The organism is Bradyrhizobium sp. USDA 3650 (assembly GCF_054057395.1).
Window position 1 is genome coordinate 7,072,168 of the sequence record NZ_JBSRZG010000001.1, and the last position, 24,388, is coordinate 7,096,555.

Sequence of the window (24,388 nt, forward strand, 5' to 3'; positions counted from 1 at the left end):
CGAATCAGCTTTAGCAAGGCTGCGTGCGGGCCTTTGAAACAAGGTGAAATCCGCTGCCTGAGGCCTCTTCCGCTCCGGAAGTGGCTAAAAAGCAGGGTTTTTTGCCACAGAGGGCCAAAAAAGCCCGTAAAACCCCGACAAAACTGTGCAGAAGGCTATAGGCCTTCACCGGTTGGTCTAATATGCAGCCGTCAACGAATCAGAGGAGACACGATGGCCACCCAAATGTCGAAATCGCAGCTGATCGAAAAGATCGCGACCACCACCGAGCTTTCCAAGCGTGACGTCAAGAGCGTCATGGAGACGCTGACCGACGTCGGTCACAAGGAGCTCAAGAAGAACGGCCTGTTCCTGGTGCCGGGCTTCGCCAAGTTCGTGGTCATCAAGAAGCCCGCGACCAAGGCGCGCAAGGGCACCAACCCGTTCACGGGCGAAGAGATGATGTTCAAGGCCAAGCCGGCCCGGAAGATCGTCCGCGCCCGCCCGGTCAAGGCCGCCAAGGACGCCGTGGGCTAACAACGCAAAGGCCCCCTCGCGTAGGAGGGGGCCTTTTGTTCGGGGCTGTCGCGAGGACTTGAGACGGAGGGCTCAACCCTTGCGGCGCTTCGCGCGGACCGGGACCGGCTGAAGCCGCGGTCCTGATGCCGCCAGCGCATCGCGAACCCCGTCGATGGCGCGATCGAGCAACTGGCGCAGCCGCTGCGTTGTCCGCGACCGCTTTGCTCTTTCCAGCAGTTTCTTCATCTCATTCACTCCGCCGCTTCGACCTTGGCCTCGGCTTGGGCCTCGGCCGGCTCGAGCGCCGCGGCGATGGCTTCGTCGACGCGCTCCAGCCAGATGAATTCGAGGTTGTCCCGCGCGCTCTTCGGGATGTCGTCGTAGTCCCGCTTGTTGCGCGCCGGCAGCATCACCCGCTTCAGGCCCGCGGCCGCAGCCGCCACCACCTTCTCCTTGATGCCGCCGACCGGCAGCACCAGGCCGCGCAGCGAGATCTCGCCGGTCATGGCGGTGTCGCTGCGCACCGTGCGATTGGTGAGCAGGGACGTCAGCGCCGTGAACATCGCGACGCCCGCGCTCGGCCCGTCCTTCGGGGTCGCGCCTGCGGGCACGTGAACGTGGATGTCGCTCTTTTCGAACAGCTGCGGATCGATGCCGAGCTGCGTGGCCTTGCTCTTCACCAGCGTCATCGCAGCCTGCACGCTCTCGCGCATGACCTCGCCGAGCTGGCCGGTCAGGATCATGCCGCCGCGGCCGGATACCCGCGAGGCCTCGATGAACAGGATGTCGCCGCCGACCGGCGTCCAGGCAAGGCCGGTGGCCACGCCTGGGATGCTGGTGCGCTGCGCGATCTCGCCTTCGAAGCGCGGCTGGCCGAGCACGGGGCCGATGTCCTTTGGCGCCACGACGACCTTTGTAGCCGTGCCTTCGGCGACCTGCACCGCGGCATGCCGGAACAGTTTGCCGATCTCGCGCTCGAGGTTACGCACGCCGGCTTCGCGGGTGTAGCCCTTGACCACCAGCTTCAGCGCCTCCGGCTCGATCTCGGCTTGCTCCGGCGTCAAGCCATTGGCCTCGAGCTGCCGCCGCACCAGGTAGCGCTTCGCGATCTCCAGCTTCTCTTCCTCGGTGTAGCCGGCGAGGCTGATCAGCTCCATGCGGTCCAGCAACGGACCCGGGATCTGGTCCAGCATGTTGGCGGTCGCGATGAACACCACGCGCGACAGGTCGAAGGGCACGCCCAGGTAATTATCCCGGAACGTCCCGTTCTGCTCGGGGTCGAGCACCTCCAGCATCGCTGCGGAAGGATCGCCCTGCACGCCGCGACCCATCTTGTCGATCTCGTCCAGCATCATGACGCAGTTCCGGGTGCCCGCCTTCTTGATGCCCTGGATGATGTTGCCGGGCAGCGCGCCGATATAGGTGCGCCGATGGCCGCGGATCTCGGCCTCGTCATGCACGCCGCCGAGGCTGACGCGCACGAAGGGACGGTCCATTGCGCGTGCGATGGATTGGCCGAGCGAGGTCTTGCCGACGCCGGGCGGTCCGACGAAGCACAGGATCGGCGCCTTGCCCTGCGGCGCCAGCTTGCGCACCGCCAGATATTCGATGATCCGGCTCTTGATCTTCTCCAGGCCAAAGTGATCGGCATCGAGGATGCGGCGCGCTTCCTTGATGTCGATCGGCTTCTCCGCAGGCAGAGCCCACGGCAGCTCGATCAGCCAGTCCAGGTAAGTGCGGACCATGCCGGCCTCGCCGGCGGCCTCCGGCATGCGCTCGTAGCGGCGCAGCTCCTTCTTCGCATGCGCGTCGGCCTCGGGCGGCATGTTGGCCTTGGCGATGGCAGCGGTCAGCTCGGCGACCTCGGCCGCCTTGCCGTCGCCTTCGCCGAGCTGGCGCTGGATGGTCGCCATCTGCTCGCGCAGGATCGCCTCGCGCTGCCGCTCGTCGAAGCTGGCGCGGGTCTGCTGGCCGATCTCGTTGCTGATGCGCAGCACCTCCAGCCGTTCGGCCAGATGCTTCGACACCTTCTCGACACGCAGAGCGAGGTCGATGGTCTCCAGCACCTCCTGCTTGTCCTGCGGCTTGATGTCCATGAACGAGGTCGCCAGGTCCGCCAGCGCGCCGGGCGCGGTGGTGCCCTGGAACATCGCGATCAGCTCGGGCGGCGCCTGCGGCAGCAGCTCGATCGCCTCGATGGCCTGGCGCTGCAGGTTCAGCCCGCGGGCCTCGATCTCGGGCGTGCTCGTGGTCGGCTCCGGAATCTGCTGGATCCGCGCGGCCGGGAACGGCGTCCCCGGCAGGAAGTCGAGGATGCGCGCGCGCTGCACGCCCTGGCAGACGATGTGATGGGTGCCGTCGGGCGCGGTGATGTAGCGCACGATGTTGGCGATGGTCGCGACCCGATAGAGGTCGTCCGGTCCGGGCTCCTCGGTCTCGGGGCTGCGTTGCAGGACGATGCCGACCGGCCGCTGCTCGCGCAGCGCCTGTTGCGCGGCGGCGACCGACTTCGGCCGCGCGATCGCGATTGGCGCGATGGCGCCGGGGAACAGCACCATCTCGCGCACGGGAATGATGATCAGCGCGTCTTCGGGAATCTTCACGTCGGAATTGCTCTGGGGATTGGTCGGTGCGGTATTCATCGGTTCGGTGGCCATGATCGACCTCAGGATTTGGCGAGGCGCAGCGCGACGCAGCCGTCCATCACGAAGCGGCTGATGGCGTAGCGACCAACGGGCAATGCAATGCGGCGCTCAAAACGCCCCTGCGGCAGTTCGAGCCGGTGGATGCGGGCGTTGCGAAGCTCCGGCGGAAGGGTGCGCTGGCCGGAGATGACGAGCACGCCGTCATGGATGACAGTCTCGACATTGTCGGGATTGACGCCGGGAAGCGCGACCAGGATCAGGAGCTCATGCTCGGTTTCGAGCACGTCGATCGGAGGCTCCCAGCAGGCTTCCTGCCGGCCGAACTGCTGGCGCAGCCGTTCGGCGCGGGTCAGCGAGTCCAGGGCTTCGGACAGCATCCAGTCGAGGGGATTTTTGGGTTGCATGATGCGGGCTCGGCGGTGGGGAACGCTGAATATGGGGCCGGTTCCCGAGAATTCCAGCCCGGCGGCGCGCAGGTGCCATGCGGATCGTGCGATCCGAAAACACAAGCGCCGCGGCCTTCCGGCCGCGGCGTTTCGTCGTCACGCCACGTGGGGCTCAGGCCGCCTGGCGGTATTCCTCTTCCGCTTCGAGGTTGATCACGGAGGTGGCGAGCTCGGTCAGGGTGTGATCGGTCGCCTCTTCCTCGTCCAGCGTCGCCTGCAGCAGCTTTGCCGCGTCCTGCATGCCGAGCTCCTCGGCCCAGGTACGCAGCGTGCCGTAACGGGAGATTTCGTAGTGCTCGACCGCCTGCGCGGCTGCGAGCAGGCCGGCGTCGAGCGCAGGAGCGTTCTTGAACTCCTTCATGATCTCGGCGCCTTCGTCGGTGATGCCGTTGATCGCTTCGCAAGGCTTGCCGCGGGCCGGCTTGCCCAACATCTTGAAGATCTGGTCCAGACGTTTGACCTGGCCCTGGGTCTCGCGCAGATGCTTGTTGAAAGCCGCCGCGAGCTCCTTCGAGTTGGCGGCCTTGGCCATCTTGGGCAAGGTCTTGATGATCTTGTTCTCGGCGAAATAGATGTCCTTGAGCGTCTCCAGGAATAGGTCGCTCAACATCTTCGGCGCCTGACGGGCGCGGCCCGTCGACGATTTCTTGGTTGTGCGCTTCTTTGCTTTCTTGGCCATACATCCTCCTGTCGAGGTGAACGGGAAGGCCCCGCCTTCCTCTATCCTCGGGCGATCAAGACTCTGCGCGGCCAAAGGTTCCCAATATGCAACGCAGTGTGGATTAACCCGGCCGTTTGTACGGATCGTCCTGCCGCTGTCGCGCTTCCGTCGCGCGATCGAGGCGTGCGCGCTCGCTGCGACGGAGGTGACCGGCCTTCATGACGCCGTAGACGAGGGCGCCGCCGAGCACGAACGCGCCGATGAACCAGAGCCAAAGCATCTGGCTCGAGGCGTGGCCCAGCAACATGCTAACTCCGCTGTCGCTCATAGATGATCTCCACCATGTCCCTTGCAGTCATGGTCTGCTAAGTCGGATGGCGGAAGGTCGTTCCTCAACCAGCCCTCCTCGCATCCGACGCCTCACACTGGATTGGCGACAGGCTGCCGCACCGCTGTCCCTTTCGGCTCGCCCGCCTGCGCGGTGAAGTCGCCGGCCTCAGTCGAGGTCCGCAGCCATTTCGTCACGTCGCCGATCGCTTCCCGCGGCGATCGGCCGAACTTCCTCAAGCCCCGGAAATATTCCAGTTGAAGATGGGCCGACGTGCCGCGCTTGGGGATGGTCTTGAGATGCTGGATATCGTCCTCGATGCGAAGATGCGCGATGTCGGGCGCCAGCATGGCGATCACCGTCTCGAGCCAGGTCCTGAACGAGACCGGCTCGAACGACACCAGATCGATATAGGTCCCGTCGGTTCCGTAGCGCTGGGCACGCCAGCGGTTCTCCTCGATCAATGCGCGGTGCACGGCCGAATGGGTGGCGTTCAGATCCGGATGGTGCACGGCGTGCCTGACCAGCGCGCGCGAAACAGCGCCGCGATCGCCACCGAATCGGCAATTGCCGTGCAGCAATCGGTGATGCGCAGCTCCAGGGTCGGATGTTGGAGCGAAGGCCGGAGCGCCCACCACACATAGGTGGCATTGGGGACGATGCCTGCATCGACCAGGGTTCTCACATAGGTCTCGTATTCCGCGAGGTTGCGAAACATCTCGGGAAAGCCGGTCCGGGGCAGGGCGTCATTTGCGGCATTGCGGTAGCCGAGCAATCCGGTGGGGTAGCCGCACCAGAACGGCGACGAGGTCGACAGCGCCAGCAGCAGCGGCAGGAACGGGACCAGGCGGTGCATGATCTCGACCCGGTGGTCCGGCTCGGGCACCTCGACGTGGACGTGCAGCCCGCTGATCGGGTTGCCCAGACCAACCATCCCGAGGTCGTTGATGACCTTGCTGTAGCGGCGCTTGCGCGTCATGCGCTGCTGCTGGGGTTGAGCCAACGGATGCGTCCCCGCCGCGACGATACCGACCCCGTGCTCCTTGCCGACCTCAGCCAGAACCGCGCGGTAGTGCGCGAGCTCGGCGATGGCATCGGCTGAAGTCGCCAATGGCGGCGTCGCCACTTCGATCTGCGATTGCAGGATCTCGGTGGTCAGCCGCTCCCCGAGGCGTTTCTGGGCCGCTGCCATATAGGATTTGGGCAGCTCGGACTTCGGTGCCGCCGATTGGCGGTTGACCAGAAAATATTCCTCCTCGATGCCGAAGCGATAAGGGTGCATGACCTACGCTGCCCCTTGCGCCTTCGCATGCTGACGAACCGCGTCTCCGAAGGCAGAGAGAATGCGGGCCGACGCATGGTCGGAGCTCGCCCAATAATCGGGATGAAAGAGGGTGCCGAGCGCAAAAGCGCTCGCGCCTTCGACGCTGACGGCCTCGATCGAGCCGTCTTCGGCGACGGCCTCCGCCACCAGACCCGGTGAGAGATCGGCGATCAGGAAGCTGTGCAGCGAATTGACCGTGATGGCATCTGCGCCGCAGATCTGTTGCAACACGCCACTCTTGCGCAGCGTCACTTTTTGTCGCAGCCGATAGCGGGCATCCTCATTGTCCGCCTCGGGCGTGCCGTGGCGTTTGTCCTCCGGCAAACCGTCTGGCTCCTTCGCCAGCGTGCCGCCAAAGGCGACGTTGAGCTCCTGGATTCCGCGGCAGACGAACAGGGCGGGAATGCCGCGCGCCAGCGCGCGCGGAATCAGGCGAAGCGCGACCTCGTCGCGGAATTCATCAAACGGACCATCCCGCGCTTCGTCGGCTGTTTGTCCGTAGCGGGAAGGATGGACGTTGGTCTGTCCACCGCCGATGAAGAGGCCGTCGAGGCCGTCGAGATACGCATCGACATCTGCTTCGGGGGCCGCGGGCAGGACCCGCGGCACGGCGCCAGCCACGAGGCCGACGGCGTTGACGCAGACCAAGGCGACGGAGGCAAGCTGCTCGCCGCGCGCAACGATGGAATCCGAGAGGATGCCGACCTGCGGCGCCCCACTGCGGGCTTGCCACTGGCCTTGCGATGCGGTGAGCCGCCACTGCTGAAGACCGTAGGCGACTGCGTCCGCGGCGCTGCCGAATTGGTGAATGGCGGCCTTGAGTTCTCTGACGTTTGTCCCTAATCGAAGCGCCCAGCGGCTGCAGGAAATGGGATCGTGCGGATCAATTCTGGAACGGGGCTCGTGCAATTGTCTGTGCTGCTTCTGCTCGTATCGATGATCAGTGAAACGGCAATCCTGCGGAATGGTTGCTTCGCGATTGAGCTGGTTGATCTTTTTGACCCGACCCTGAACTAACTTTTGTTATTGCGACGTGCTTGGGCCGTCGGACCGGAAGAGGCGCCATGATTGATTTCTCCCTGTCCGCGTTCGTGACGTTGCTGCTGGTGGTCGATCCCGTTGGTCTCGTGCCCGCCTTCCTCGCCGCGACCGGAGGCATGCCCGACAAGACCAAACGCACCATTGCGCTGCGCGCGCCGCTGATTGCGGCGGCGATCCTGGTGGTGATCGCCCTGATCGGAAACTGGCTGCTGCGCCAGCTCGGGATCGGCATCCCCGCCTTTCAGATCGCCGGCGGGCTGCTGCTGTTCGGCGTGTCCTATCAGATGATCTTCGGCGACCGTCCGCATCGCGAGGCCCGCGAGGCCGACAAGGCAAGCTCCGAGCATGCCTCGGACGTCGCGGTATTCCCGCTGGCGATCCCGATGATGGCCGGTCCCGGCGCGATCGCAACCACGCTGCTCCTGACGGGCGATGCCGGCTACGGGCCGAGGCTCGCGATCATCATCGCGGTCGTGCTCTCCGTGTGCTTGCTCTGCATGCTCTGCTTTGTCTCCGCGAACATGATCGCGCGGAGCCTTGGGCGTACCGGCAACGCCGTCCTCTCGCGCGTGCTCGGCATGCTGCTCGCGGCCTATTCGGTGCAGTTCGTGATCAACGGCATCGCGGCGGTCCGGGCGAGCTTGCCGTAGAGCTGCGACAATCTGTTAATGCGTTGATTTTCATGTTCATTTCATGATGCCATGAAGCGGCCGGCGGGATCGCGCGCGATCCGGTCCGCTTTCTCTTGCGCTGCCATATGGCTTGACGTACTCCCCGTCTGACAGGCGCCCATCGTCAGGAAATCGAGATGTCGATGACAGCGGACGAGCTCGACAAGAGACAGGCCATTATCGGCGCCTGCCGCCGCATGAATACGCTCGGCATCAACCAGGGCACCTCGGGCAATATCAGCGTCCGGCATGTGGACGGGCTTCTGGTCACCCCGACCAGCGTGCCCTACGACGCCATGACGCCGGACCAGATCGTGTTCATGACGATGGATGGCTCGCACGCGCCCGATCAGAAGCCGTCAAGCGAGTGGCGCTTCCACCTCGACATCCTGAAGGCCCGGCCAGACGTCAACGCGGTCGTCCACGCCCATCCGACCTATTGCACCATCCTGGCGATCATGGGTCTGGAAATCCCGCCCGTGCACTACATGATCGCGGCCGCCGGCGGCGACAGCATCCGCTGCGCGCCCTATGCCACCTTCGGAACGATGGAGCTGTCCGAGCATGCCGTGCGGGCGCTGGAGGGCCGGCTTGCCTGCCTGCTCGACCATCACGGCATGATCGCGATCGGGAAGTCGCTGGACAAGGCGATGTGGCTCGCCGTCGAGGTCGAGACGCTGGCGCGGCAATATCACGGCTGTCTGCAGATCGGAGAGCCGCCGCTGCTGTCGAGCGCCGAGATCGAGCGGGTCCGCCAGCGCATGTCCGGCTACGGCATGGCGGAAGGGTAGGGCGGACAGAAAGTGTTCCTGCGGATCAGACATCTCGCCGACCGCAAGGGGACGAACCGCGTCATGGTTCGGCTGCGGGCGCTGCTGCGCAGCAACGAATTCTATCTGATCCCGCTGGCGCTGGTGATCGGCACGCTTGCCGGCGCCATCGTGACGCTGATGGCCGAGATTGCGCAGATTGCCCATATGGTGATCTACGGCATTCCCATCGACGTCCGCCTGTCCGCCAATACCAGCGTCAGTCCCTGGGCCGCGCTGATCGCGCCCGCGCTGGGCGGGTTGGCGCTCGGTATCATGGAGTGGTGGCGGCGACGGCTGAAGCTCTCCAGCGCGGTCGATCCGATCGAGGCGAACGCGCTGCGTGGCGGCAATCTGTCGATGCGCGACAGCATGGTGGTGTCGAGCCAGACGCTGATCTCGAACGGTTGCGGCGCCTCCGTCGGCCTCGAAGCCGGCTATACCCAGATCGGCTCGGGCATCGCCTCGCTGCTCGGCAAGTTCTTCAATCTGCGCCGCAACGATCTGCGCCTGATCGTGGGCTGCGGCGCCGCCGCGGCGATCGCGGCGGCCTTCGGTGCACCGATCACCGGGGCCTTCTACGCCTGCGAGCTGATCGTCGGCGTCTATTCGGTCGGCAGTGCTGCGCCGATCCTCGCCGCCTCGCTCGCCGGTGCCCTGACCGCGCAATGGCTCGGCGGCGCGCCATACTCGCTTGAAATACCCAAGGTCAGCGCCGTCGGCGTCGAGCAATATCTGGCGCTGATCGGGCTCGCGCTCGTCACCAGCGGCGTCGGCATCGCCGTGATGCGCTCGTCCTCGATGTTCGAGCGCCTGTTCAAATGGCTGCCGGTCTGGCTGCGCCCGGTGATCGGCGGCCTCATCGTCGGCGGCTTTGCGATTGTCACGCCGCAGGTGCTGGCGGCCGGCCACGGCGCGATGGTGCTCGATCTCTTTCACGACATGACGATCGGCCTGATCGCGCTGATCATCGCCTTGAAAGTGACGGCCTGCCTGATCTCGCTCGCCTCCGGCTTCCGCGGCGGGCTGTTCTTTGCCTCGCTGTTCGTGGGCAGCCTGATCGGAAAGTTCTTTGCCGCGGTGCTGCTCTTGATCAGCCCGAACTTCGTGATCGATCCGCTGGTCGCGATGCTGACGGGCATGGCGACGCTCGGCGTCGCCATCGTCGGCGGTCCCTTGACCATGTCGTTCCTCGTGCTCGAGATGACCCGCAACGTCGATGTCACCGCCGTGGTGCTCGCCGGCTGCATCGTCACCTCGATCTGCGTCCGCTTCATGTTCGGCCACTCCTTCTCGACCTGGCGCCTGCATCTGCGCGGCGAGACCATTCGCAGCGCCAACGACGTCGGCTGGCTGCGCAACCTCACCGTCGAGCGGCTGATGCGCTCCGATGTCGGCAAGGTGCCGTCGACCACGACGATCGCCGCGGTCCGTCGCGAATTCGTGCTGGGATCGCGGCCCGGGATCGTCATCGTCAACAATGCGGACGAATATGTCGGCCTCGTCCTGCTGCCCGACCTGTTCTCGGGCGATCTCGACACCATCGCCGACGAGATCCAGGTGATCGAGCTCGCTCGCCTGACCGAGATCGTGCTGATCCCGGAAATGAACGTGAAGTCGGCGATGGCGGTGTTCGACGAGGCGGAGGCCGAGATGCTGGCGGTGGTCGATTCCACCGACAGCCGCAAGGTGGTCGGCTTCCTCACCGAGACCTTCGCCCGGCGCCGCTATGTCGAGGAGATCGACAAGGCGACGCGTGGCGTGCTCGGGGCGCTGTCGTAGGGTCACGCGGAAGCGGGACGGCGGGCGTCATGCGCCGCCGTCCGCGCCGGCTATCGGGCCGGTTGGGAGGGAGCCGCAACGACGCTCGCCACGATCCGGCGGACCAGCGGCAGCACCATCAGCAGCGTCGGAAAGGCGACGAGCCATGACAGCGCCCAGGCGCCCGGCCAGGTCGCGAGAAACGCCGGCGTTGCGCCGAGGCTTCGAAGCGTGGAAATGACCGACACCACGGCCGTCATGAGGATGGACAGCACGAATGGCATCACGATCGGCGCATAGCGCGCCGGCAGTTTGCGAACCGCAATCATCTGGTTTCTCTTTGGAATAGAACGCGTCAGTCACGGTGAACCTAAGAATGGCATCGATCCCGACGGCGTCGGTTGATGCGTTGGTTCACGTAAAACGCTTACGGCGACCGAAAGACGGTGCGTCTGTTCATTATCCGCTCATGTTGGATGGTTCAAGTTGGATCTGGACGTTCGGTTTACAATCGTTCAAAGCGTGGCAGATTGCCGCGATCACGAAACCATTTCAGTGGTTTGCGCATTAAGTCTTGTTTGATTGTGTCGCTTTGAGCGAGAACAGGGAAGGTCAAGATGAATAAGGGACCGATGATTTCTGCAGCCGGCCGCAACGTTGCGTTGGCAGCTTTCGCAAGTCTTGTTCTGATTACGGCTTCGATCACCCCTTCGGCTGCCAACTCGCCCGCGCCCGCCAAGGCCGCTGCCGTGGGCCCGGCCGCTCCGGCTGCGACCGATTTCAGCGCGGCGCGCCGCCATCGCTATTATCGACGGGGTCCGAACGCAGCAGGGCTCGCCTTCATGGGCGTGGCGGCAGGTCTGATCGGCGGCGCGATCGCAGAGAGCAGGCGCCAGGAGTACTATGAGGACCGCTATAATTACGGCCCCGGCCCTTACTACGGCGGCCAGGGCTATTACGGCGGCGGTCCCTACTATGGTCCGCGTGGCTATTATCAGCCGTATTAGGCGCCTGTCGTCGCCGCAGTCTCGTTTCGCGCCAAGATAGCAACAAGGGGCGGTGTTTTGCACCGCCCCTTGTTGCTTCTGCGCGAGGCGTCTCATTGCGCGACCTGTGTCGCCGGTGCGTCAATCCCTTCCGTGAAAAATATTCTGCTTTACCGAAATTCGGTTTTGGCGTATGTGTCGCCCATCCCGGCTCATCCTTGAGGGGCGATCTTGTGGTCGTCATGTTCGCGAGCCGGGCTTGCGGTGGACGCGGCAGCGTTCGGGTGCGAGGAGTCGGGCAGGGCGGATTGCTCTCCGTGAGCCCAAGGCTTCGTTCCGACGAGCGGCGCTGCTAGGCTTCGTCTCGTCTGTAAGTTTCCGGCTCCGTCGACAGGGCTGGGAAAACTGCGGCGAAATGGCGGGCCGTGCGTACGGCAAAACCGTGTGGTCCTGTCGTCCAGTCATTTCGGGCGCTCGAGGAAAGCCAAAAAGCCTCAAGCAATGAACAGCTTATCAGGATCGGCGGGTGGCACTGCCTCCGGCCCGAAACTGCCGGGCCCTATTAGGCCCTAGTTTCACGGCGCATCGCGCTTTTTGCTGAGGAACTGCCTCGCCCATGGTAAGTTACCTTCTATCACCGGCCACGATGTCAGGGCGTCGGTTGACTGAGAGACGCCACAGCGCTCCCGCCTCAGAGCAGGAGCGCTTCTTGTGCCGGAACGGATCAGCCCCGAAACTCGGAAACTTCTGGACCGCGCTCAACGCGCCATAGAAGACGCAATCTCGCTCCGCGAGAACACCCGGGACCAGATCGCCTCAGCAAAGCAGCAAAGGTTGCTGCTTGAACTTATGCTGCGCCAATTCCCCCCCCCCCCTGCAAATTAAAGGCCGCCTCAACGGGCGGCCTCTCATTTAACCGCAAAGCAGCATCTACTGTTTGGTGATGATGCCCTCTGTAAAGACGGTCGGCAGGATGATCCTCTGGAAGCAGACAGCGATGGCGGGGAGCCGCAATGGACACGGCACGGGCCTCCTGGACGTGGTGCAGGACTTGCCCGATCTCCCTCTGGCGCTGGGCTGATGGTGCGATTGTAGCGCATTCCTGCGGCCTCGCCGCTGGCGCGATGGTGACGCGCTCGACGCCGGCTGCCGTGATGCCGGTTCATCGCGCCTTACGGTTTACGTTGGCTCACGACGACAGTATCACCGATTTCGAAGGACATCAGGTCTTCGCCAACCTGTAAAGGACCGTCATAGGTTTCGCGCGTTCCTGCGACGATATCATCCACGGTTGCGCGAGGAACCTTGTCCAAGGCGAGAAAGACTAAATGCGAATAGACCGCCAGCTTCGGCTTGGCCAAAGAAAATACCTCTCCAGCTTCGCGGGGAGTAGTATGGTGGTCGACGACGCGCTGGACGTAGGGATGGGACAGCAGTTCAGGTCGTACGACACAGACCTCGTGAATGAGCAGGTCAACGCCGGTGCCATATCTTATGACGTTTTGGTCGTAGCGGGTGTCGCCCGAAATCACCACCGTCCGGCCTCTGTATTCGATACGATAGCCTACGGCGGGTTTTATGGCCGCCCCGTGATCGACCGTGAAAGCAATCACTTTGACGCCGTCCCTCTCATAGACGATGCCGTCCTTCTCGAATTCCTCGACAACCGTTGCGATCCCCTCAGCCGGCAGCTTTTCGTCCTCCATTCGGATTTTGATGTCGAGAGCGTAAGCACTTTCTAGGTTGGCCATCAGCGACTTTGCGCCAACCGGACCAATCAACCGGAATGGCTCCTTCCTCCCACCCGTTCCCAGCCAGCCCGTGAGCCATAGGTCGGGGATCCCCACCGTATGGTCCGAATGATAGTGGGTAAGGAAGAGCGCATCGATCTTGCTCATGAGCGAGCCCTTCGACACGTTGATTTGTCGCAAACGGATAGTGGCTCCCCGCCCGGCGTCAAACAGCAGTTTAATAGTTCCCGCTTCCACGAGCGTGCTTGGACCAAACCGATCCAGATCGGGTATCGGTGTGCCGGTGCCGAGCAACGTGACCTTAAGATCGCTGCTAGAGTTCGTCTGTGCATTGACTGCGGTGCCAAGAAAAAGGAGGGCCAACAGTCCGATGAATGAGGCTAGCGCCTTGGACATGATTGCAACCTTTCGTTGGTGGCTGAAGGGAGCCTCATCTTTACTTGTGGAGGTGTCAATTGCCAAGTCGTGGCTGCCCAAGATCACGGTCGCTCGTCCGGGTCCTGTGGAGGACGCGCAAAAGTGCCGGGACCGCGCGACCGTGCCGTATGAATATATTTGCAAACCAACATACTGAGGTAAATTACACAGGTCAGTGTAATCAAGGCGCGCGATTTGACGAAGTACCTCAAAGCTTCCGCAGTCCCGGTCGGCCGAACCGGTCTCGAATTTGTGGACACCCGTTTCCCTTACGTGCAGGGTGTATCACTCATATGGCTTAAGGGGCGGCTCGGTGAAGGCAGGCTTGCACAGCGCCCAGGAGTATCGGCTTGCCGCCCTCCGAAGCTATGAGATTTTAGATACTCCCCGGGAACAAGACTTCGACGAAATCGTCCGCGTTGCGTCGTTGATCTGCGAAACGCCGATCTCGGTCGTGAATTTGATCGATGCAGGTCGGCAATGGTTCAAGGCGGAGGTCGGTTTGGGCGTCCGAGAGACGCCCTTAGAAAGCTCGATTTGCGCCCACGCCATCCTGCAGCCCGGCCTGTTCATAGTACCTGACACTGCGCTTGATAAGCGGTTCAGCGACAATCCTCTTGTGCTTGGTGACCCGCATCTTCGGTTTTACGCAGGAGCCTTGTTGCAGACCCCTGAGGGGCTCCCGCTGGGTACGATCTGCGTCCTCGACTACCAGCCACGCCAGCTTGATGAAAAACAGAAGGCATTCTTGTGCCTGATGGCCAATCAGGTGATGAAACTGATTGAGTTGCGCCGGATCAATGCCGCCGAACACTCCGCCAGATTGCTCGCTGAACAGTTGGTCAAAGAGAACGAGACGTTGACCCGTGAAAGCGATCACCGAGTGATGAACTCGTTGCAGCTCGTTCAGTCGATCCTTGCGCTCCAAAGTCGCAGCAGCGCCCTAAGCGCGGAAACGAAGACGCAACTGAACATGGCAAGCCATCGAGTGCTTGCCATCGCAACCGTTCACAAGCAACTTCACCTGACGGGTAGTCTGGAGGAAGTCGATGTGGATACGTTCCTGCAGAGATTGTGTGAAAGCCTCAAGCATACCGCGCCTCCCGAGATTGAGGCCATCAAGGTCACCGCTGAGACGCTGAAGCTGCCGTCCGATACGGCAAGCGGGATCGGACTTTTAGTCGCGGAGCTTGTTACGAATAGCTTCAAGTACGCCTATCCAAGCGGCGAGCGCGGAATTGTCGAGGTTGCCTTCATGGGTTCGTCCGGTGGTTGGCGGTTGGAGGTCTCCGACAAAGGCCAAGGGCTGCCGGAGGGCTTCAATATTGATCAGAGCGCAGGCTTTGGCATGCAGGTCGTCAAAGCATTCGTGCGACGGCTGAACGCTAACGTGACGATCTCGTCACGTCCCGGGCACACCTTGTTTCAGATCGACGGCGGCATTACTCACCCCGCTGTTTGAGCGCCCACAACCGGTAGGCATCGCCCTCGTAGAGGTCCGGTTCCGTCGGCGGCGGGATCAGCTTCGTGCCCTCTTCGCGAAAGTGGTCGAGGCCACGGCCCATCGCCTTGCCCTTGAGCGTGTGCTGATCGTTGGCCCAGTCGGGTATCTCCGGTGCGAAGTCCTCAAGCATGGATCGAAGCCCTATCGCTGCGCTGAAGTGACAGGCCGCACGGGACTTCGGTGAGGGGGCCATCATGCGGATGGCGCTGCCGAGCATCAACCGCGCTTCCCCCACGCTCTTGCTGTAGCGCTCTTTAGATTGCGCGACAGCGGTAGCGACGAACGGCACGACCCATGGTGCCGCTAGCGTGTCGAGGTCTTCATGGCAAATGGTTTCGAGCCTGTTGCAGACCATCGAGTGATACGCCTTCGACGTATGCATCAGCTCGACGGCGAATTCCATCGCCTCGCGCTCAAGGCCGCGCCTGATCGCCTTCTGCATGGCTAAGACGCAGGCCATCGCGGGAAGGCCGTTCTTTGTGTAGGGGATCATTGGGCCGCTCCGTCTTGCGTGACGGCGACGACTATCGTCTCGCCCGCGATCTTGGACGCGGCGAGCGCGCGGGCCTGTTCGAGCGAATAGGCGTGGACGATGAACAGCGGCTTCGGGCTCTGGCCGGGGATCGGCTGAAGGACTGTAAAGGGCTTTGTTCGCATGTGGCTTGCTCCGGGTTGAAAGCCCGGACGAACGCATCCGAGCCTCCAGCTTCAGCCAGAGAAACCGGTCGCAGTAAAACACTGATTTTCACGGGAAAATCATTGTCCAACATTGTTTTTTGGCCTGACCGTCGCCGCCGTCCATAATGCTGATTGACCGCCCCGTTGTGCCCGGCGCGCTATCCACCGCGAGCCGTAGCGGCTTGCTTGTCCCGCGCGGCCCGGCGATCCTGTCGCACATGGGCACGAAATCGCGAGAGACGATCTACGGCGCGTCGGTTCGGGCGGCGGCGGAGCAGGCAGCAGAGGCTCGGAAGACGGCCGACCGGCTCGCCTGTCAGGCATGGAATGCGCGCATGCTGGGCTTCAAGGGACCAGCCCAGCCGTTGCCGACGCTCGGTGACGCACTCAATGCCGGATACCGCTATCCTCGAAGTGCGCTGCCTTGGCTGCGGTACAAACCAGACCGTTGCCCTGGACATCGTGCGGCGACCAAAGGCAACGCCGGTCCATGAATTGGAGCGCTACATGCGGTGCCGCCAATGCTCCGCCGTCCGGCGCTATCCGTATAAGCGCAGCCATCTGGTGGCGCTGCGGCCTACCAAGATTTCAGCCAGCGATCCGCCGTCAACGTCGTGGCCGGGCGAACGATAGGTCTGTCGTGCTGAACTGGACGGACGCGGAAGTTTGCGGCATTGTTCCGGAATGACAGATGCGAACGAGGTTCATGAAGGCGGCTGCCAGTGCGGCGCAATACGGTTTCGCACTGCGGGCACGCCGATCAAAACAACTGTATGTCATTGCCCAATGTGTCAACGCACGTCTGGTAGTGCGTTCACAGTAGAACTGATTTTTCTGGCCAAGGCGGTCGCCTTCGAAGGCAACCCAAGCATATACACCTATCGCTCGCCTGATCATGGACGGTTGCTGCACTACGCATTCTGTCCGACTTGCGGCACCCGTCTCGGTGTGGCCTTGGAGCGGTTTCCCGGTGTGCAGATTATCTACGCAGGTAGTTACGACGACCCCTCTTGGGTTAAGCCTGACAGCCATATCTTCACTCGAAGCGCAGCGAGTTGGATTGGTCTTCCTGATGATGTCGACTGCTTCGGCGGCCACTTGATGGACGAACAGGGCAACCCTCAACAGCCGTTGCCGCGGAAGACATGATGATGCATGTGCAACCTCTACAGCATCACGACGAACCAAGCTGCCATCGCGGCGCTGTTTCGCGTCGTAAACCGTTATGTCGGCAATCTCGCGCCGATGCCGGGCGTGTTCCCAGATTATCCGGCTCGCGTCGTGCGCAACACCGACACCGGGCGCGAGCTGGCCATGATGCGATGGGGCATGCCGCCGCCGCTTCGCACTGGCGGGCCGCCGGTCACGAACATCCGCAACACGTCATCGCCGCACTGGCGCGGCTGGCTAAAGCCGGAGAACCGATGTCTGGTGCCGTTCAACAGCTTCGCCGAATACGCGCCGGAGCCGAACCCAGAGACCAAGAAAAAAGATGTCGTCTGGTTCGCGCTCAACGACGATAGGCCGCTCACGGCGTTTGCTGGCATCTGGACGACGTTCAACGGTGATCGCGGCACCAAGTCTAAGCCGGTGCCGGGACCGCATCAGGTCTACGGGTTTCTGACGACATCGCCCAACGCGGTGGTCGAGCCGATCCATCCCAAGGCCATGCCGGTGATCCTGACAACCGGCGAAGAGCGGGACGTGTGGTTGCGCGCGCCGTGGGATGAAGCCAAGGCATTACAACGACCGTTGCCGGATGATGCGCTTCAGATCGTCATGCGCGGTAGCGACAAGGAAGACAAGGCGGCAACTGCATGAGCCGCCCATGGCTCAGCACCGACTTGGTGCCTGAGCGTATCGAGGCCAAAGGCGAGAACGGCGACTATCGGTTGATGAGGATTGATGATGACTTCTGACAAGCGGGTAGTGATCAGCGCGCGCGCTGACTTGGATGGGACCGAGGCCATAGAGTTTTTTCGACGGTTGGGAATGTGTATCGTAAGCTGGGCCATTGTAGATCGATCACTATACCAAATCTTTCATCACGCAGTCGGCCTCGAACAGAAGCAGTCGGCCCTATTCTACTATGGCGACAAGACGTTCGGCAGACGCGTCGGCTTGGTCGACAGGGCGCTGAAGGTCGAACTGCCGCCACAAGAATTCGTCGACGAGTGGCGACCGCTGTTCAACAAAACCCGCGATCTAGCTCACACGCGGAACATCATCGTTCATCAACCCGCCCTTCGAACAGCGACTTCGATAAATGGCGAAGCGCTTGACATCTACTCGATCCACATCGAACCGTACGAACGCGTCCTAAACAACGATTATCCCGGCCTGCTCGGCAAGGAGACAGTTGAGGTAGAGGACCTGAGAGCCCATGAGAAGGACATCACGGACCTGAACAGCGAGTTGAGTGACTTTGCTTGGAAAATGGGCGGTCGACGGGCGGCACAAAAGGCGAAGATGTAACCTGTGCGCGCTCTGGGGACCGGATTGGCGACGGCAGACAGATCTGCGGCATCAACGTGGCCTGCGGTCGGTCCCCGCCGTTGATACCCATCGCGCAACGCTCGACGGGAATACGCCCAGCAAGAGCGTGCAACCTCGCAGTCGGCCGGAGTAACCTCAATCCAAAACGCGGTCTGCTTTGCCACGAATGGCAGTGATCTTGCGCGCGCGCCGCCCTTTGCCCCGGGTGCGGCGCGGATTGAATTCATCGACCGCATTCTGCCAGGCGGCGATCTCGTCTTCGAACCAGACGCGCCGGTTCGGGCTGATATAAGTGCACTTCGGAAAGCGGCCTGCTTTCTCCATGCGATAGAGCGTGGTGCGGCTCAGCGGTATGATGTCCAACACTTGCGTCTCGGTAAGCATGCGGCGGGGAGCGAACCCATTGACCCCACCGATCCCCGTCTCGCCGATTGCTTGTTTAGCAGCGGTCATTGCGAGTTTTCCTTGAACGCGGTTCATTCAACTCTCGGCGCAGCGGTTTTCCTCAACTGCTGGCATGAGGATTGTGCGGATGCCCTTTGTCAGGTCTCTGCTTTCTTGCTTCGCAACACCTTGCGAATGGATTCAATTTGCGTCGAACTATTGTGACTAATGAAGACGCGTCGGAAGTTTCGAGCGACCGCCCGTCCAATGACCTGCGGATCATCGTCCGGGGCCGCCTGCGGTCCGTTCGTGCCCACTGGTTTTAAGGTTGCCTCGGCAGAAGCGGGCGGGGTGATCGTGTAGCTGTTCAGTTGGTCGACAATCGCTGCCAGCAACGCTGAACGTGCCCGTTCATCGGCCCACCACGTGGCCCCGAAGTCTCGCGTGATCTCGGCCGTCAGAATCAAAATCGCATAGATGAGATCGCGGGTGCGGAGATCTGCCTGGATGTCGAAAGACATTTCCAAGCGCTGACGGATCTCCTCCGCGATCGACCGGTAATTGAGAGAGCTTTCTTCCTCAAGCTTAGCGCGCAGTTCGTCGCCGAGCGTAATCTTGAACTGTTGCTGCTTCACGAGCGTAGCCCTATTTATCACGGTCGGTAGACCTTACTCTTGTTGACTTTAAGGGTCAATCGGAACAGAGTTGCCGGACGGCTGGGGGGAATTGGCGCCAAATGGAGAGCGCGTGGATTCTCTCGAGCAGATTGCCGTTGCGTGCGGCGGAGCGAAGAAGACCAGCGGTGGGTTCATTTGCCGTTGTCCTGCTCATGGCGACCAGACACCGAGCCTTTCAACTGGATACAGCGCCGACGGCAAGGTGCTGGTGAAGTGCTTCGCCGGTTGCGATCAGTGGGCAGTCATCGACGCACTGAAGCGCCTCGGTGTCTGGCCGGCAACGCATCACGCTGAAGCGGCGAAGCCTGCAGTGACGATGGCTACGGCCCCTGCGGGTACCGGCACCTCCGCGTCTGCAGAATGGGCAGCAACGATCTGGAAGAATTCGTTCGCGGCAAAGGGCTCGCTGGTTGAGACCTATCTGCGACGGCGTGGTGTCACGGTCCCGATCCCGTCGGCCATCCGCTTTCACCTCGGGCTGCAACACCCTGAGGGGGCACGCTGGCCCGGCATGGTTGCCTTGGTGACCGGCGCGCTTGGGAACACGCCGATGGCAATCCATCGCACGTTCCTTTCGCGCGACGGCACTTCAAAGGCAGCCGTTGCGACCGCGAAAATGATGTTAGGCCCCTGCAAGGGCGGGATTGTTCGCCTCGGCGGGCAGGGCGGCGTCCTCCTCATCGGCGAGGGGATCGAAACATGTCTCTCGGCGATGCAGGCGACCGGACAGCGGACCTGGGCGGCGCTCTCGACCTCGGGCCTGCGCAATCTCGATCTCCCGGACAATGAGTTGGACATCGTGGTTCTCGCCGACTCCGACCAGGCGGGTGAGGCGGCGGCGCAGAATGCCGGCCGCCGCTGGGCGCGGGAGGGACGCCGGGTCAAGATCGCGCGTCCACCGCGAGGAGTGGATTTCAACGACATGCTGAATGCTGCCGCCGGCTGGGCCCAAGGCCAGAATTTACCGCGCGTGCAGGAAGCCACCGCTCGCAGATCGAGCTACGAGAGTGCGTTGTCATGGCGGTGAGTACTGAAGAATGCGAGCACGCCTTTCCGCGGTTTCTCTGTCTCCTTTGCAAGGAAATTGATCCCGGCGTGGGCGGCGCTGTGCCGGCCGTGCCAACCATCGGCGAGCAAAACATCCTGATGGCGATTGCGGCCGCAGAGGAGGTGCGCGGACCCCCGGATGAATTGGTCGCTGCCCCCACGGGGTTCACGCCGCACGCCGTTATGGCGGCCGAAGCGGAAAAGCGGGCGGAGCTCGAGGCGCAGCCTGGGGCCCGCAAGGGCGCGGTTCGCAAAGGGACGATGATGGACCAGAGCAGGGCTATTGTTGCTGCAAAGCGTACGCAGGCCAATGTTCTGGTCGAACTGGCGCAAGCCGCTCGACTGTTCCACGCTCCCGACGGAACAGGTTTTGTCGATCTGACCATCAACGATCATCGGGAGACCTGGCCGATCCGCTCAAAGGGCTTCCGCCGCTGGCTCACGCGCCGCTACTATGAAGAGGAGGCGGGAGCCCCGAATTCGGAGGCGTTGCAGTCCGCGCTGAATTTGGTCGAGGCAAAGGCGCACTTTGATGCGCCGGAGAGGCGGGTTCATACCCGCGTTGGCGCCTGCGACAACAAGCTTTATCTCGACCTCGGCGACGAAGCATGGCGTGCGGTGGAAATCGACTCGACCGGCTGGCGCGTTATCGACAATCCACCCGCGAGGTTTCGTCGTCCGGCCGGCATGCTGCCGTTGCCGGTACCGGTGAGCGGCGGGTTGATTGAAGCTTTGCGACCGTTTCTCAATGTCGGCTCGGAGCCTGACTTCGTTCTCGTGGTCGCCTGGGCGCTGGCCTCCTTACGCAATAGCGGTCCGTACCCGGTGCTGGCATTGTCGGGGGAGCAGGGCTCGGCCAAGTCCACCTTCACGGCGATCCTGCGATCCCTGCTTGATCCCAATACCGCACCCTTGCGCGCACTGCCGCGTGAGGATCGCGATCTCTTTATTGCGGCCAATAACGGTCACGTGCTCGCCTTTGATAACGTTTCGGGCTTGCCTCCCTGGATTTCCGATACCCTCTGTCGCTTGGCGACCGGCGGCGGCTTTGCCGTCCGCCAGCTCTACACCGACCAGGACGAGGTCCTGTTTGATTCCAGCCGCCCGGTGATCCTCAACGGCATCGAGGAGATCATCGAGCGCCCCGACTTGGCAGACCGCGCCGTGTTGTTGACGCTGCAACCGATCCCGGAAGAGCGCCGCCGCCCGGAACAGGAATTGCGTGCTGCGTTCGAAGCTGAACGCCCCAGGATCCTTGGGGCATTGCTTGATGCTGTGGTGACGGGCCTCCAGCGGTTGCCCGAAACGCATCTGCAGAAGCTGCCGCGTATGGCTGACTTCGCCCTGTGGGCAACGGCATGCGAGGTCGCATTGTGGTCTCCCGGCACCTTTCTGTCCGCATATCGCGGTAACCTCGACGAGGTTGTGGAAGGAGTGCTTGAAAAGAACCCCGCTGCCGTGGCCCTCCGGGCCATGATGGAAACACGGACGGCATGGGCGGGGACGGCCACTGAACTGTTGGACGCGCTCACAAGTCTGGTCGGCGAGCGCGCGGCCAAGTCGAAATACTGGCCCACGGTTCCCAATACGCTCTCGGGTAAACTCCGCCGGGCCGCGACTTTCCTGCGCCAGGTCGGCATCGATATCGATTTCGGCAGGGACACGAAGCGCCTCAGGACACGTACCATCACCGTCACCAGGATGCAGGCTGCTGCGGCAGAGAAGCAGGGGCCCGGAGCGTCCGCGGCGTCCGCACCGTCCGACAGCACGGCAATCACCGGCACGGACAACGCTTTTTCTGCCGCGTCAGCGTGGACGCAGGACGCCCACGCGGACGATGTCACCAGCCGCGACGATCAGATCGTCCGCAAGATCAGCTTGGATAACAATGCTGCGGACGGTGCGGACGGCGCGGACGCTGTGCACCCCCTTGAATCTGAGTCCAAAGAATTGCCGATCAAGCGCTGGAATGCCCGGCTATGAGCGCCGTCGAGGCCCTCAATGCGGCCCGCGCCGAAGGTGTCGAGCTCACTCTTGAAGGAGAGGACCTTGTGTTGAGCGCGGCCGCCGCGCCCTCGGAAGCAGTCATTGACGCACTCTCCCGGCACAAGGCCGGGATCGTAGCGCTGCTGCGGCCGGACAACTGGTCGTCTGATGACTGGTTAGCCTTTTACGACGAGCGGGCGGGAGTAGCGGAGTTCGACGGCGGGCTGCAACGAGCAGCTGCCGAAGAGCGCGCCTTCGAATGCTGCGTGGTCGAATGGCTGAACCGCAATCCGGCACAATCTCCGCCCGATCGTTGTCTCCACTGTGGCAGCGGCGGCGACGTGCTGTTGCCGTACGGGACGGAAACGGCTGCCTGGCTGCATCCGCGTTGCTGGAACGCATGGCATGCGAACCGGAGGGCCACCGCTGTCGCCGCGCTGTCGTCGCTCCTCAGAAAGCAGATTTAGCGTGAAGAGATCTTTGGAATCCGACCAAGTCGACAACCTGGAGAAACGCTATGTCGATCGAACTGACGAGGGCAGGGATACGTCAGTATCCTTGAGGCATCATGGATTGGTGTTTCTGGTGAGCGACGACATGACCGAGCGCAGCGCACGATACCTTGCGAGAATTCTTTGCCGTGCAATTCACGCGATCGAGGCTGATCGTCTGAGCGAGCCGCTGGTTGAGCTCGTGAAGACGGCCGGAGTTCACAATGCGGGCTGTCGCCGACCTCGCCCATATGAGTGGCTTCTATATCGACTAGGAAACCAGGAGAACAATGATGAGCGAAGATGCCATGACGAAAGAGGAGATCGTGGCTCGCTGCAAAGCAGCGGCAGAGGCCATTGATATCGCGACTTGTGAAATCATGTCGGCCTTCTGCAATGTGGCCGATCCGTACGATGTCGAGCCGGAGGGCTACGTACTTGTTGGGCGGGTTCCCTTCGTTCGGTCCTCTGAGAGCGACGGCTGGGTTTGTCTCTACTGGCTGCCGCACGATAAGGCCAAGGCGCTGCACGCTCGGATCGACCGCATCCGGAAGGGACTGGAGCAGTACTGCGAGGATGATGACTGCCCCTTCTAGGGCGAGGGCGGTAGGGGCGTCAGGCTCGCCGGCAGCGGTAGCCGCAGAAGGCAGGTCATTTGACGCACAGCTCGGAGCAGAACCTATGAATACGCCACACCTCCTGTTGGAGATGACCGAGGAGCCAGATTGCCGCTTCCTTGCGGCGTGGCTCTTTCGAGCCGCTCAAGCACAGCGCCTTTGGTCCCGCGCGTTGGAAGAGCGCGATTTCGCCGATCATGTAGCCTTGCTGCATGCCGATGGCATTCCGGATTTGGCGGCCCGGGCGATGGAGATTTTTGGCGAGCTTGAGCATCAGCATCATGTGGCAACTGTTGAGCTTAATCCGGATACCGATATTTTGTTTGACAGAGAGTTTGGCTTGCTGGAGCGGCTCGGCTTCTTCACCTACAGCGGTGATAGCTATTGGATGGCGTTGCCGAAGGTGCTGACGAGTGCTGCAGTTAAACGTGCAGCGTTGGAGGTTGCGACAACGGTCGAAATGGATGGACTGGAGCTGATCTGCCCTGAACGCCTGCTGCACACCCTCTCAAAGAAGGAAGCGGAGGGGTTGCGGGCGGGGCTGATGGCTCGGCGACGGTTCAGTGCCACTCACGATCAGGCATCCCATCCGGCAGAGACAAAGCACTAGAGGCGACACACCAAAAGCTCGGGGAGTGAAGTCGATGCCCATGAATATCACCAATGATGACATCCGGGAGTTGTTGGAAGTTTTTGTCGCGGCCATCGAGCTGGACCAGATCCGGGTCGACGCCTTGCCGGAGGAGGCATTTCACTGGGACTACTCGGACAACATGTGGCGGCTCTGGCGCCGCTGCCATCTTCAGTACCTCCGCTTGCTGCTCTCGACTGCAGATGCGGTCCGGCCGGCCACCTTGGAAAAGCTGGGGTGGATTGCCACTCACTACGAGCCCAAGATCGTCCGCGAAAGGTTGCGCGACTTACTCGGCTCCGCAGCGTCCGGCGACGCTCCTCGCGAGGATGTCGCCACTGCTGCTCTCTTTTTCGAACGCTTGGTCCGTGACATTTCGGGCCATCCCGAAGGAAAATCGGTTGGGCAGAAGGCCAGGACTTCAATGATGCAGTGGCTGCCGATCACCGATCCGCTGCAAATCGCTGACGATCCCGAATGCGGTTATCTGTTGGGAGTGCACGCTTTTTCTTAGTGCATTGCCATCAGTCTAACTCCAG

The 24,388-nt window shown here is 62.3% G+C and carries 29 protein-coding genes and 1 pseudogene; 16 read left to right on the forward strand and 14 right to left on the reverse strand.

The window, feature by feature from the left end:
* Positions 1 to 213 precede the first annotated feature (213 nt).
* Positions 214 to 516 (forward strand): HU family DNA-binding protein, encoded by a 303-nt coding sequence (locus ACVIN2_RS33215; protein ID WP_007601427.1) that lies wholly within the window; start codon positions 214 to 216, stop codon positions 514 to 516.
* Positions 517 to 588: 72 nt separating this feature from the next.
* Here ACVIN2_RS33215 and ACVIN2_RS33220 read toward each other — a convergent pair whose 3' ends face one another.
* The 8 genes from ACVIN2_RS33220 to ACVIN2_RS33255 all read right to left on the reverse strand — a co-directional run bounded on the left by ACVIN2_RS33220 (position 589) and on the right by ACVIN2_RS33255 (position 6,811).
* Positions 589 to 744, reverse strand: coding sequence for a hypothetical protein (locus tag ACVIN2_RS33220; RefSeq protein ID WP_199198739.1), 156 nt, complete (start codon positions 742 to 744; stop codon positions 589 to 591).
* Positions 745 to 749: 5 nt separating this feature from the next.
* On the reverse strand, positions 750 to 3,155 hold the full coding sequence (lon, locus tag ACVIN2_RS33225) for an endopeptidase La (RefSeq protein ID WP_456768827.1): 2,406 nt from the start codon (positions 3,153 to 3,155) through the stop codon (positions 750 to 752).
* 8 nt (positions 3,156 to 3,163) lie between these two features.
* Positions 3,164 to 3,547 carry an Hsp20/alpha crystallin family protein gene (locus tag ACVIN2_RS33230; protein ID WP_007601432.1) on the reverse strand — a complete coding sequence of 128 codons (384 nt, stop codon included), beginning with the start codon at positions 3,545 to 3,547 and terminating at the stop codon, positions 3,164 to 3,166.
* 154 nt (positions 3,548 to 3,701) lie between these two features.
* A complete protein-coding gene (locus ACVIN2_RS33235; protein WP_007601433.1) occupies positions 3,702 to 4,268 on the reverse strand; it encodes a YciE/YciF ferroxidase family protein in 567 nt (188 codons plus the stop codon).
* A 103-nt stretch (positions 4,269 to 4,371) separates the two neighbouring features.
* On the reverse strand, positions 4,372 to 4,578 hold the full coding sequence (locus ACVIN2_RS33240) for a hypothetical protein (protein WP_456768828.1): 207 nt from the start codon (positions 4,576 to 4,578) through the stop codon (positions 4,372 to 4,374).
* 92 nt (positions 4,579 to 4,670) lie between these two features.
* Positions 4,671 to 5,090 carry a hypothetical protein gene (locus ACVIN2_RS33245; RefSeq protein ID WP_456768829.1) on the reverse strand — a complete coding sequence of 140 codons (420 nt, stop codon included), beginning with the start codon at positions 5,088 to 5,090 and terminating at the stop codon, positions 4,671 to 4,673.
* Complete coding sequence (locus tag ACVIN2_RS33250; RefSeq protein WP_456768830.1) at positions 5,072 to 5,860, reverse strand: YbdK family carboxylate-amine ligase; 789 nt, start codon at positions 5,858 to 5,860, stop codon at positions 5,072 to 5,074. The genes ACVIN2_RS33245 and ACVIN2_RS33250 overlap by 19 nt, the downstream gene beginning before the upstream one ends.
* A 3-nt stretch (positions 5,861 to 5,863) precedes the next feature.
* Positions 5,864 to 6,811, reverse strand: coding sequence for a gamma-glutamyl-gamma-aminobutyrate hydrolase family protein (locus tag ACVIN2_RS33255; protein ID WP_456768831.1), 948 nt, complete (start codon positions 6,809 to 6,811; stop codon positions 5,864 to 5,866).
* 155 nt (positions 6,812 to 6,966) lie between these two features.
* Between ACVIN2_RS33255 and ACVIN2_RS33260 the strand changes: the two genes are divergently transcribed.
* The 3 genes from ACVIN2_RS33260 (at position 6,967) to ACVIN2_RS33270 (ending at position 10,205) form a co-directional block, all read left to right on the forward strand.
* The gene (locus tag ACVIN2_RS33260) at positions 6,967 to 7,593 is read left to right on the forward strand and encodes a MarC family protein (RefSeq protein WP_456768832.1); all 627 of its coding nucleotides are present in this window, start codon (positions 6,967 to 6,969) and stop codon (positions 7,591 to 7,593) included.
* A 158-nt stretch (positions 7,594 to 7,751) separates the two neighbouring features.
* Positions 7,752 to 8,405 (forward strand): L-fuculose-phosphate aldolase, encoded by a 654-nt coding sequence (locus ACVIN2_RS33265; protein ID WP_456768833.1) that lies wholly within the window; start codon positions 7,752 to 7,754, stop codon positions 8,403 to 8,405.
* A 12-nt stretch (positions 8,406 to 8,417) separates the two neighbouring features.
* Positions 8,418 to 10,205 (forward strand): chloride channel protein, encoded by a 1,788-nt coding sequence (locus tag ACVIN2_RS33270; RefSeq protein ID WP_456768834.1) that lies wholly within the window; start codon positions 8,418 to 8,420, stop codon positions 10,203 to 10,205.
* Between the two features lie 50 nt (positions 10,206 to 10,255).
* On the opposite strand, the gene ACVIN2_RS33275 is transcribed toward ACVIN2_RS33270, so the two are convergent.
* Positions 10,256 to 10,513, reverse strand: coding sequence for a DUF2798 domain-containing protein (locus ACVIN2_RS33275; RefSeq protein ID WP_456768835.1), 258 nt, complete (start codon positions 10,511 to 10,513; stop codon positions 10,256 to 10,258).
* Between the two features lie 288 nt (positions 10,514 to 10,801).
* On the opposite strand from ACVIN2_RS33275, the gene ACVIN2_RS33280 reads away from it, so the two are divergent.
* Complete coding sequence (locus ACVIN2_RS33280) at positions 10,802 to 11,191, forward strand: hypothetical protein (RefSeq protein ID WP_456768836.1); 390 nt, start codon at positions 10,802 to 10,804, stop codon at positions 11,189 to 11,191.
* Between the two features lie 1,151 nt (positions 11,192 to 12,342).
* Here ACVIN2_RS33280 and ACVIN2_RS33285 read toward each other — a convergent pair.
* Positions 12,343 to 13,317, reverse strand: coding sequence for an MBL fold metallo-hydrolase (locus ACVIN2_RS33285; RefSeq protein WP_456768837.1), 975 nt, complete (start codon positions 13,315 to 13,317; stop codon positions 12,343 to 12,345).
* A 334-nt stretch (positions 13,318 to 13,651) separates the two neighbouring features.
* Between ACVIN2_RS33285 and ACVIN2_RS33290 the strand changes: the two genes are divergently transcribed.
* Positions 13,652 to 14,800 carry a sensor histidine kinase gene (locus ACVIN2_RS33290; protein WP_456768838.1) on the forward strand — a complete coding sequence of 383 codons (1,149 nt, stop codon included), beginning with the start codon at positions 13,652 to 13,654 and terminating at the stop codon, positions 14,798 to 14,800.
* Here ACVIN2_RS33290 and ACVIN2_RS33295 read toward each other — a convergent pair.
* Entirely contained in the window at positions 14,781 to 15,335 is a 555-nt protein-coding gene (locus ACVIN2_RS33295; protein WP_456768839.1) for a hypothetical protein, read from the reverse strand. The genes ACVIN2_RS33290 and ACVIN2_RS33295 overlap by 20 nt on opposite strands.
* On the reverse strand, positions 15,332 to 15,499 hold the full coding sequence (locus tag ACVIN2_RS33300; protein ID WP_456768840.1) for a hypothetical protein: 168 nt from the start codon (positions 15,497 to 15,499) through the stop codon (positions 15,332 to 15,334). The genes ACVIN2_RS33295 and ACVIN2_RS33300 overlap by 4 nt, the downstream gene beginning before the upstream one ends.
* Before the next feature lie 239 nt (positions 15,500 to 15,738).
* Between ACVIN2_RS33300 and ACVIN2_RS33305 the strand changes: the two are divergent.
* From ACVIN2_RS33305 to ACVIN2_RS33320, 4 genes and pseudogenes are all read left to right on the forward strand, one after another.
* Positions 15,739 to 16,153 (forward strand): annotated as a pseudogene (locus ACVIN2_RS33305) (hypothetical protein).
* A gap of 51 nt (positions 16,154 to 16,204) precedes the next feature.
* Positions 16,205 to 16,669: a GFA family protein gene (locus ACVIN2_RS33310; RefSeq protein WP_456768841.1), complete on the forward strand. Its 465-nt coding sequence runs from the start codon at positions 16,205 to 16,207 to the stop codon at positions 16,667 to 16,669.
* A gap of 6 nt (positions 16,670 to 16,675) precedes the next feature.
* Positions 16,676 to 17,341: an SOS response-associated peptidase gene (locus ACVIN2_RS33315; RefSeq protein WP_456768842.1), complete on the forward strand. Its 666-nt coding sequence runs from the start codon at positions 16,676 to 16,678 to the stop codon at positions 17,339 to 17,341.
* Positions 17,342 to 17,425: 84 nt separating this feature from the next.
* On the forward strand, positions 17,426 to 17,995 hold the full coding sequence (locus ACVIN2_RS33320; protein WP_456768843.1) for a hypothetical protein: 570 nt from the start codon (positions 17,426 to 17,428) through the stop codon (positions 17,993 to 17,995).
* A gap of 156 nt (positions 17,996 to 18,151) precedes the next feature.
* On the opposite strand, the gene ACVIN2_RS33325 is transcribed toward ACVIN2_RS33320, so the two are convergent.
* A complete protein-coding gene (locus ACVIN2_RS33325; RefSeq protein ID WP_456768844.1) occupies positions 18,152 to 18,496 on the reverse strand; it encodes a helix-turn-helix transcriptional regulator in 345 nt (114 codons plus the stop codon).
* A 62-nt stretch (positions 18,497 to 18,558) separates the two neighbouring features.
* On the reverse strand, positions 18,559 to 19,035 hold the full coding sequence (locus ACVIN2_RS33330) for a hypothetical protein (RefSeq protein WP_456768845.1): 477 nt from the start codon (positions 19,033 to 19,035) through the stop codon (positions 18,559 to 18,561).
* 70 nt (positions 19,036 to 19,105) lie between these two features.
* On the opposite strand from ACVIN2_RS33330, the gene ACVIN2_RS33335 reads away from it, so the two are divergent.
* From ACVIN2_RS33335 to ACVIN2_RS33360, 6 genes are all read left to right on the forward strand, one after another.
* Positions 19,106 to 20,104 (forward strand): DUF7146 domain-containing protein, encoded by a 999-nt coding sequence (locus ACVIN2_RS33335; RefSeq protein ID WP_456768846.1) that lies wholly within the window; start codon positions 19,106 to 19,108, stop codon positions 20,102 to 20,104.
* Positions 20,095 to 22,107, forward strand: coding sequence for a hypothetical protein (locus ACVIN2_RS33340; RefSeq protein WP_456768847.1), 2,013 nt, complete (start codon positions 20,095 to 20,097; stop codon positions 22,105 to 22,107). The genes ACVIN2_RS33335 and ACVIN2_RS33340 overlap by 10 nt, the downstream gene beginning before the upstream one ends.
* On the forward strand, positions 22,104 to 22,577 hold the full coding sequence (locus ACVIN2_RS33345; RefSeq protein ID WP_456768848.1) for a hypothetical protein: 474 nt from the start codon (positions 22,104 to 22,106) through the stop codon (positions 22,575 to 22,577). Before ACVIN2_RS33340 ends, ACVIN2_RS33345 begins: the two co-directional genes overlap by 4 nt.
* Before the next feature lie 314 nt (positions 22,578 to 22,891).
* Positions 22,892 to 23,197, forward strand: coding sequence for a hypothetical protein (locus ACVIN2_RS33350; protein WP_456768849.1), 306 nt, complete (start codon positions 22,892 to 22,894; stop codon positions 23,195 to 23,197).
* Between the two features lie 85 nt (positions 23,198 to 23,282).
* Entirely contained in the window at positions 23,283 to 23,828 is a 546-nt protein-coding gene (locus ACVIN2_RS33355) for a hypothetical protein (RefSeq protein ID WP_456768850.1), read from the forward strand.
* Positions 23,829 to 23,862: 34 nt separating this feature from the next.
* Positions 23,863 to 24,363, forward strand: a complete 501-nt coding sequence (locus tag ACVIN2_RS33360; RefSeq protein WP_456768851.1) for a hypothetical protein — start codon at positions 23,863 to 23,865, stop codon at positions 24,361 to 24,363.
* Positions 24,364 to 24,388 lie beyond the last annotated feature (25 nt).

Excerpts from the sequence above, each read along its gene's own strand:
- ACVIN2_RS33215 (WP_007601427.1), top strand. The coding sequence starts at position 214 with ATGGCCACCCAAATGTCGAAATCGCAGCTGATCGAAAAGATCGCGACC.
- ACVIN2_RS33220 (WP_199198739.1), bottom strand. The coding sequence starts at position 744 with ATGAAGAAACTGCTGGAAAGAGCAAAGCGGTCGCGGACAACGCAGCGG.
- lon (WP_456768827.1), bottom strand. The coding sequence starts at position 3,155 with ATGGCCACCGAACCGATGAATACCGCACCGACCAATCCCCAGAGCAAT.
- ACVIN2_RS33230 (WP_007601432.1), bottom strand. The coding sequence starts at position 3,547 with ATGCAACCCAAAAATCCCCTCGACTGGATGCTGTCCGAAGCCCTGGAC.
- ACVIN2_RS33235 (WP_007601433.1), bottom strand. The coding sequence starts at position 4,268 with ATGGCCAAGAAAGCAAAGAAGCGCACAACCAAGAAATCGTCGACGGGC.
- ACVIN2_RS33240 (WP_456768828.1), bottom strand. The coding sequence starts at position 4,578 with ATGAGCGACAGCGGAGTTAGCATGTTGCTGGGCCACGCCTCGAGCCAG.
- ACVIN2_RS33250 (WP_456768830.1), bottom strand. The coding sequence starts at position 5,860 with ATGCACCCTTATCGCTTCGGCATCGAGGAGGAATATTTTCTGGTCAAC.
- ACVIN2_RS33260 (WP_456768832.1), top strand. The coding sequence starts at position 6,967 with ATGATTGATTTCTCCCTGTCCGCGTTCGTGACGTTGCTGCTGGTGGTC.
- ACVIN2_RS33265 (WP_456768833.1), top strand. The coding sequence starts at position 7,752 with ATGTCGATGACAGCGGACGAGCTCGACAAGAGACAGGCCATTATCGGC.
- ACVIN2_RS33275 (WP_456768835.1), bottom strand. The coding sequence starts at position 10,513 with ATGATTGCGGTTCGCAAACTGCCGGCGCGCTATGCGCCGATCGTGATG.
- ACVIN2_RS33280 (WP_456768836.1), top strand. The coding sequence starts at position 10,802 with ATGAATAAGGGACCGATGATTTCTGCAGCCGGCCGCAACGTTGCGTTG.
- ACVIN2_RS33285 (WP_456768837.1), bottom strand. The coding sequence starts at position 13,317 with ATGTCCAAGGCGCTAGCCTCATTCATCGGACTGTTGGCCCTCCTTTTT.
- ACVIN2_RS33295 (WP_456768839.1), bottom strand. The coding sequence starts at position 15,335 with ATGATCCCCTACACAAAGAACGGCCTTCCCGCGATGGCCTGCGTCTTA.
- ACVIN2_RS33300 (WP_456768840.1), bottom strand. The coding sequence starts at position 15,499 with ATGCGAACAAAGCCCTTTACAGTCCTTCAGCCGATCCCCGGCCAGAGC.
- ACVIN2_RS33310 (WP_456768841.1), top strand. The coding sequence starts at position 16,205 with ATGACAGATGCGAACGAGGTTCATGAAGGCGGCTGCCAGTGCGGCGCA.
- ACVIN2_RS33315 (WP_456768842.1), top strand. The coding sequence starts at position 16,676 with ATGTGCAACCTCTACAGCATCACGACGAACCAAGCTGCCATCGCGGCG.
- ACVIN2_RS33320 (WP_456768843.1), top strand. The coding sequence starts at position 17,426 with ATGATGACTTCTGACAAGCGGGTAGTGATCAGCGCGCGCGCTGACTTG.
- ACVIN2_RS33325 (WP_456768844.1), bottom strand. The coding sequence starts at position 18,496 with ATGAACCGCGTTCAAGGAAAACTCGCAATGACCGCTGCTAAACAAGCA.
- ACVIN2_RS33340 (WP_456768847.1), top strand. The coding sequence starts at position 20,095 with ATGGCGGTGAGTACTGAAGAATGCGAGCACGCCTTTCCGCGGTTTCTC.
- ACVIN2_RS33345 (WP_456768848.1), top strand. The coding sequence starts at position 22,104 with ATGAGCGCCGTCGAGGCCCTCAATGCGGCCCGCGCCGAAGGTGTCGAG.
- ACVIN2_RS33350 (WP_456768849.1), top strand. The coding sequence starts at position 22,892 with ATGATGAGCGAAGATGCCATGACGAAAGAGGAGATCGTGGCTCGCTGC.
- ACVIN2_RS33355 (WP_456768850.1), top strand. The coding sequence starts at position 23,283 with ATGAATACGCCACACCTCCTGTTGGAGATGACCGAGGAGCCAGATTGC.
- ACVIN2_RS33360 (WP_456768851.1), top strand. The coding sequence starts at position 23,863 with ATGCCCATGAATATCACCAATGATGACATCCGGGAGTTGTTGGAAGTT.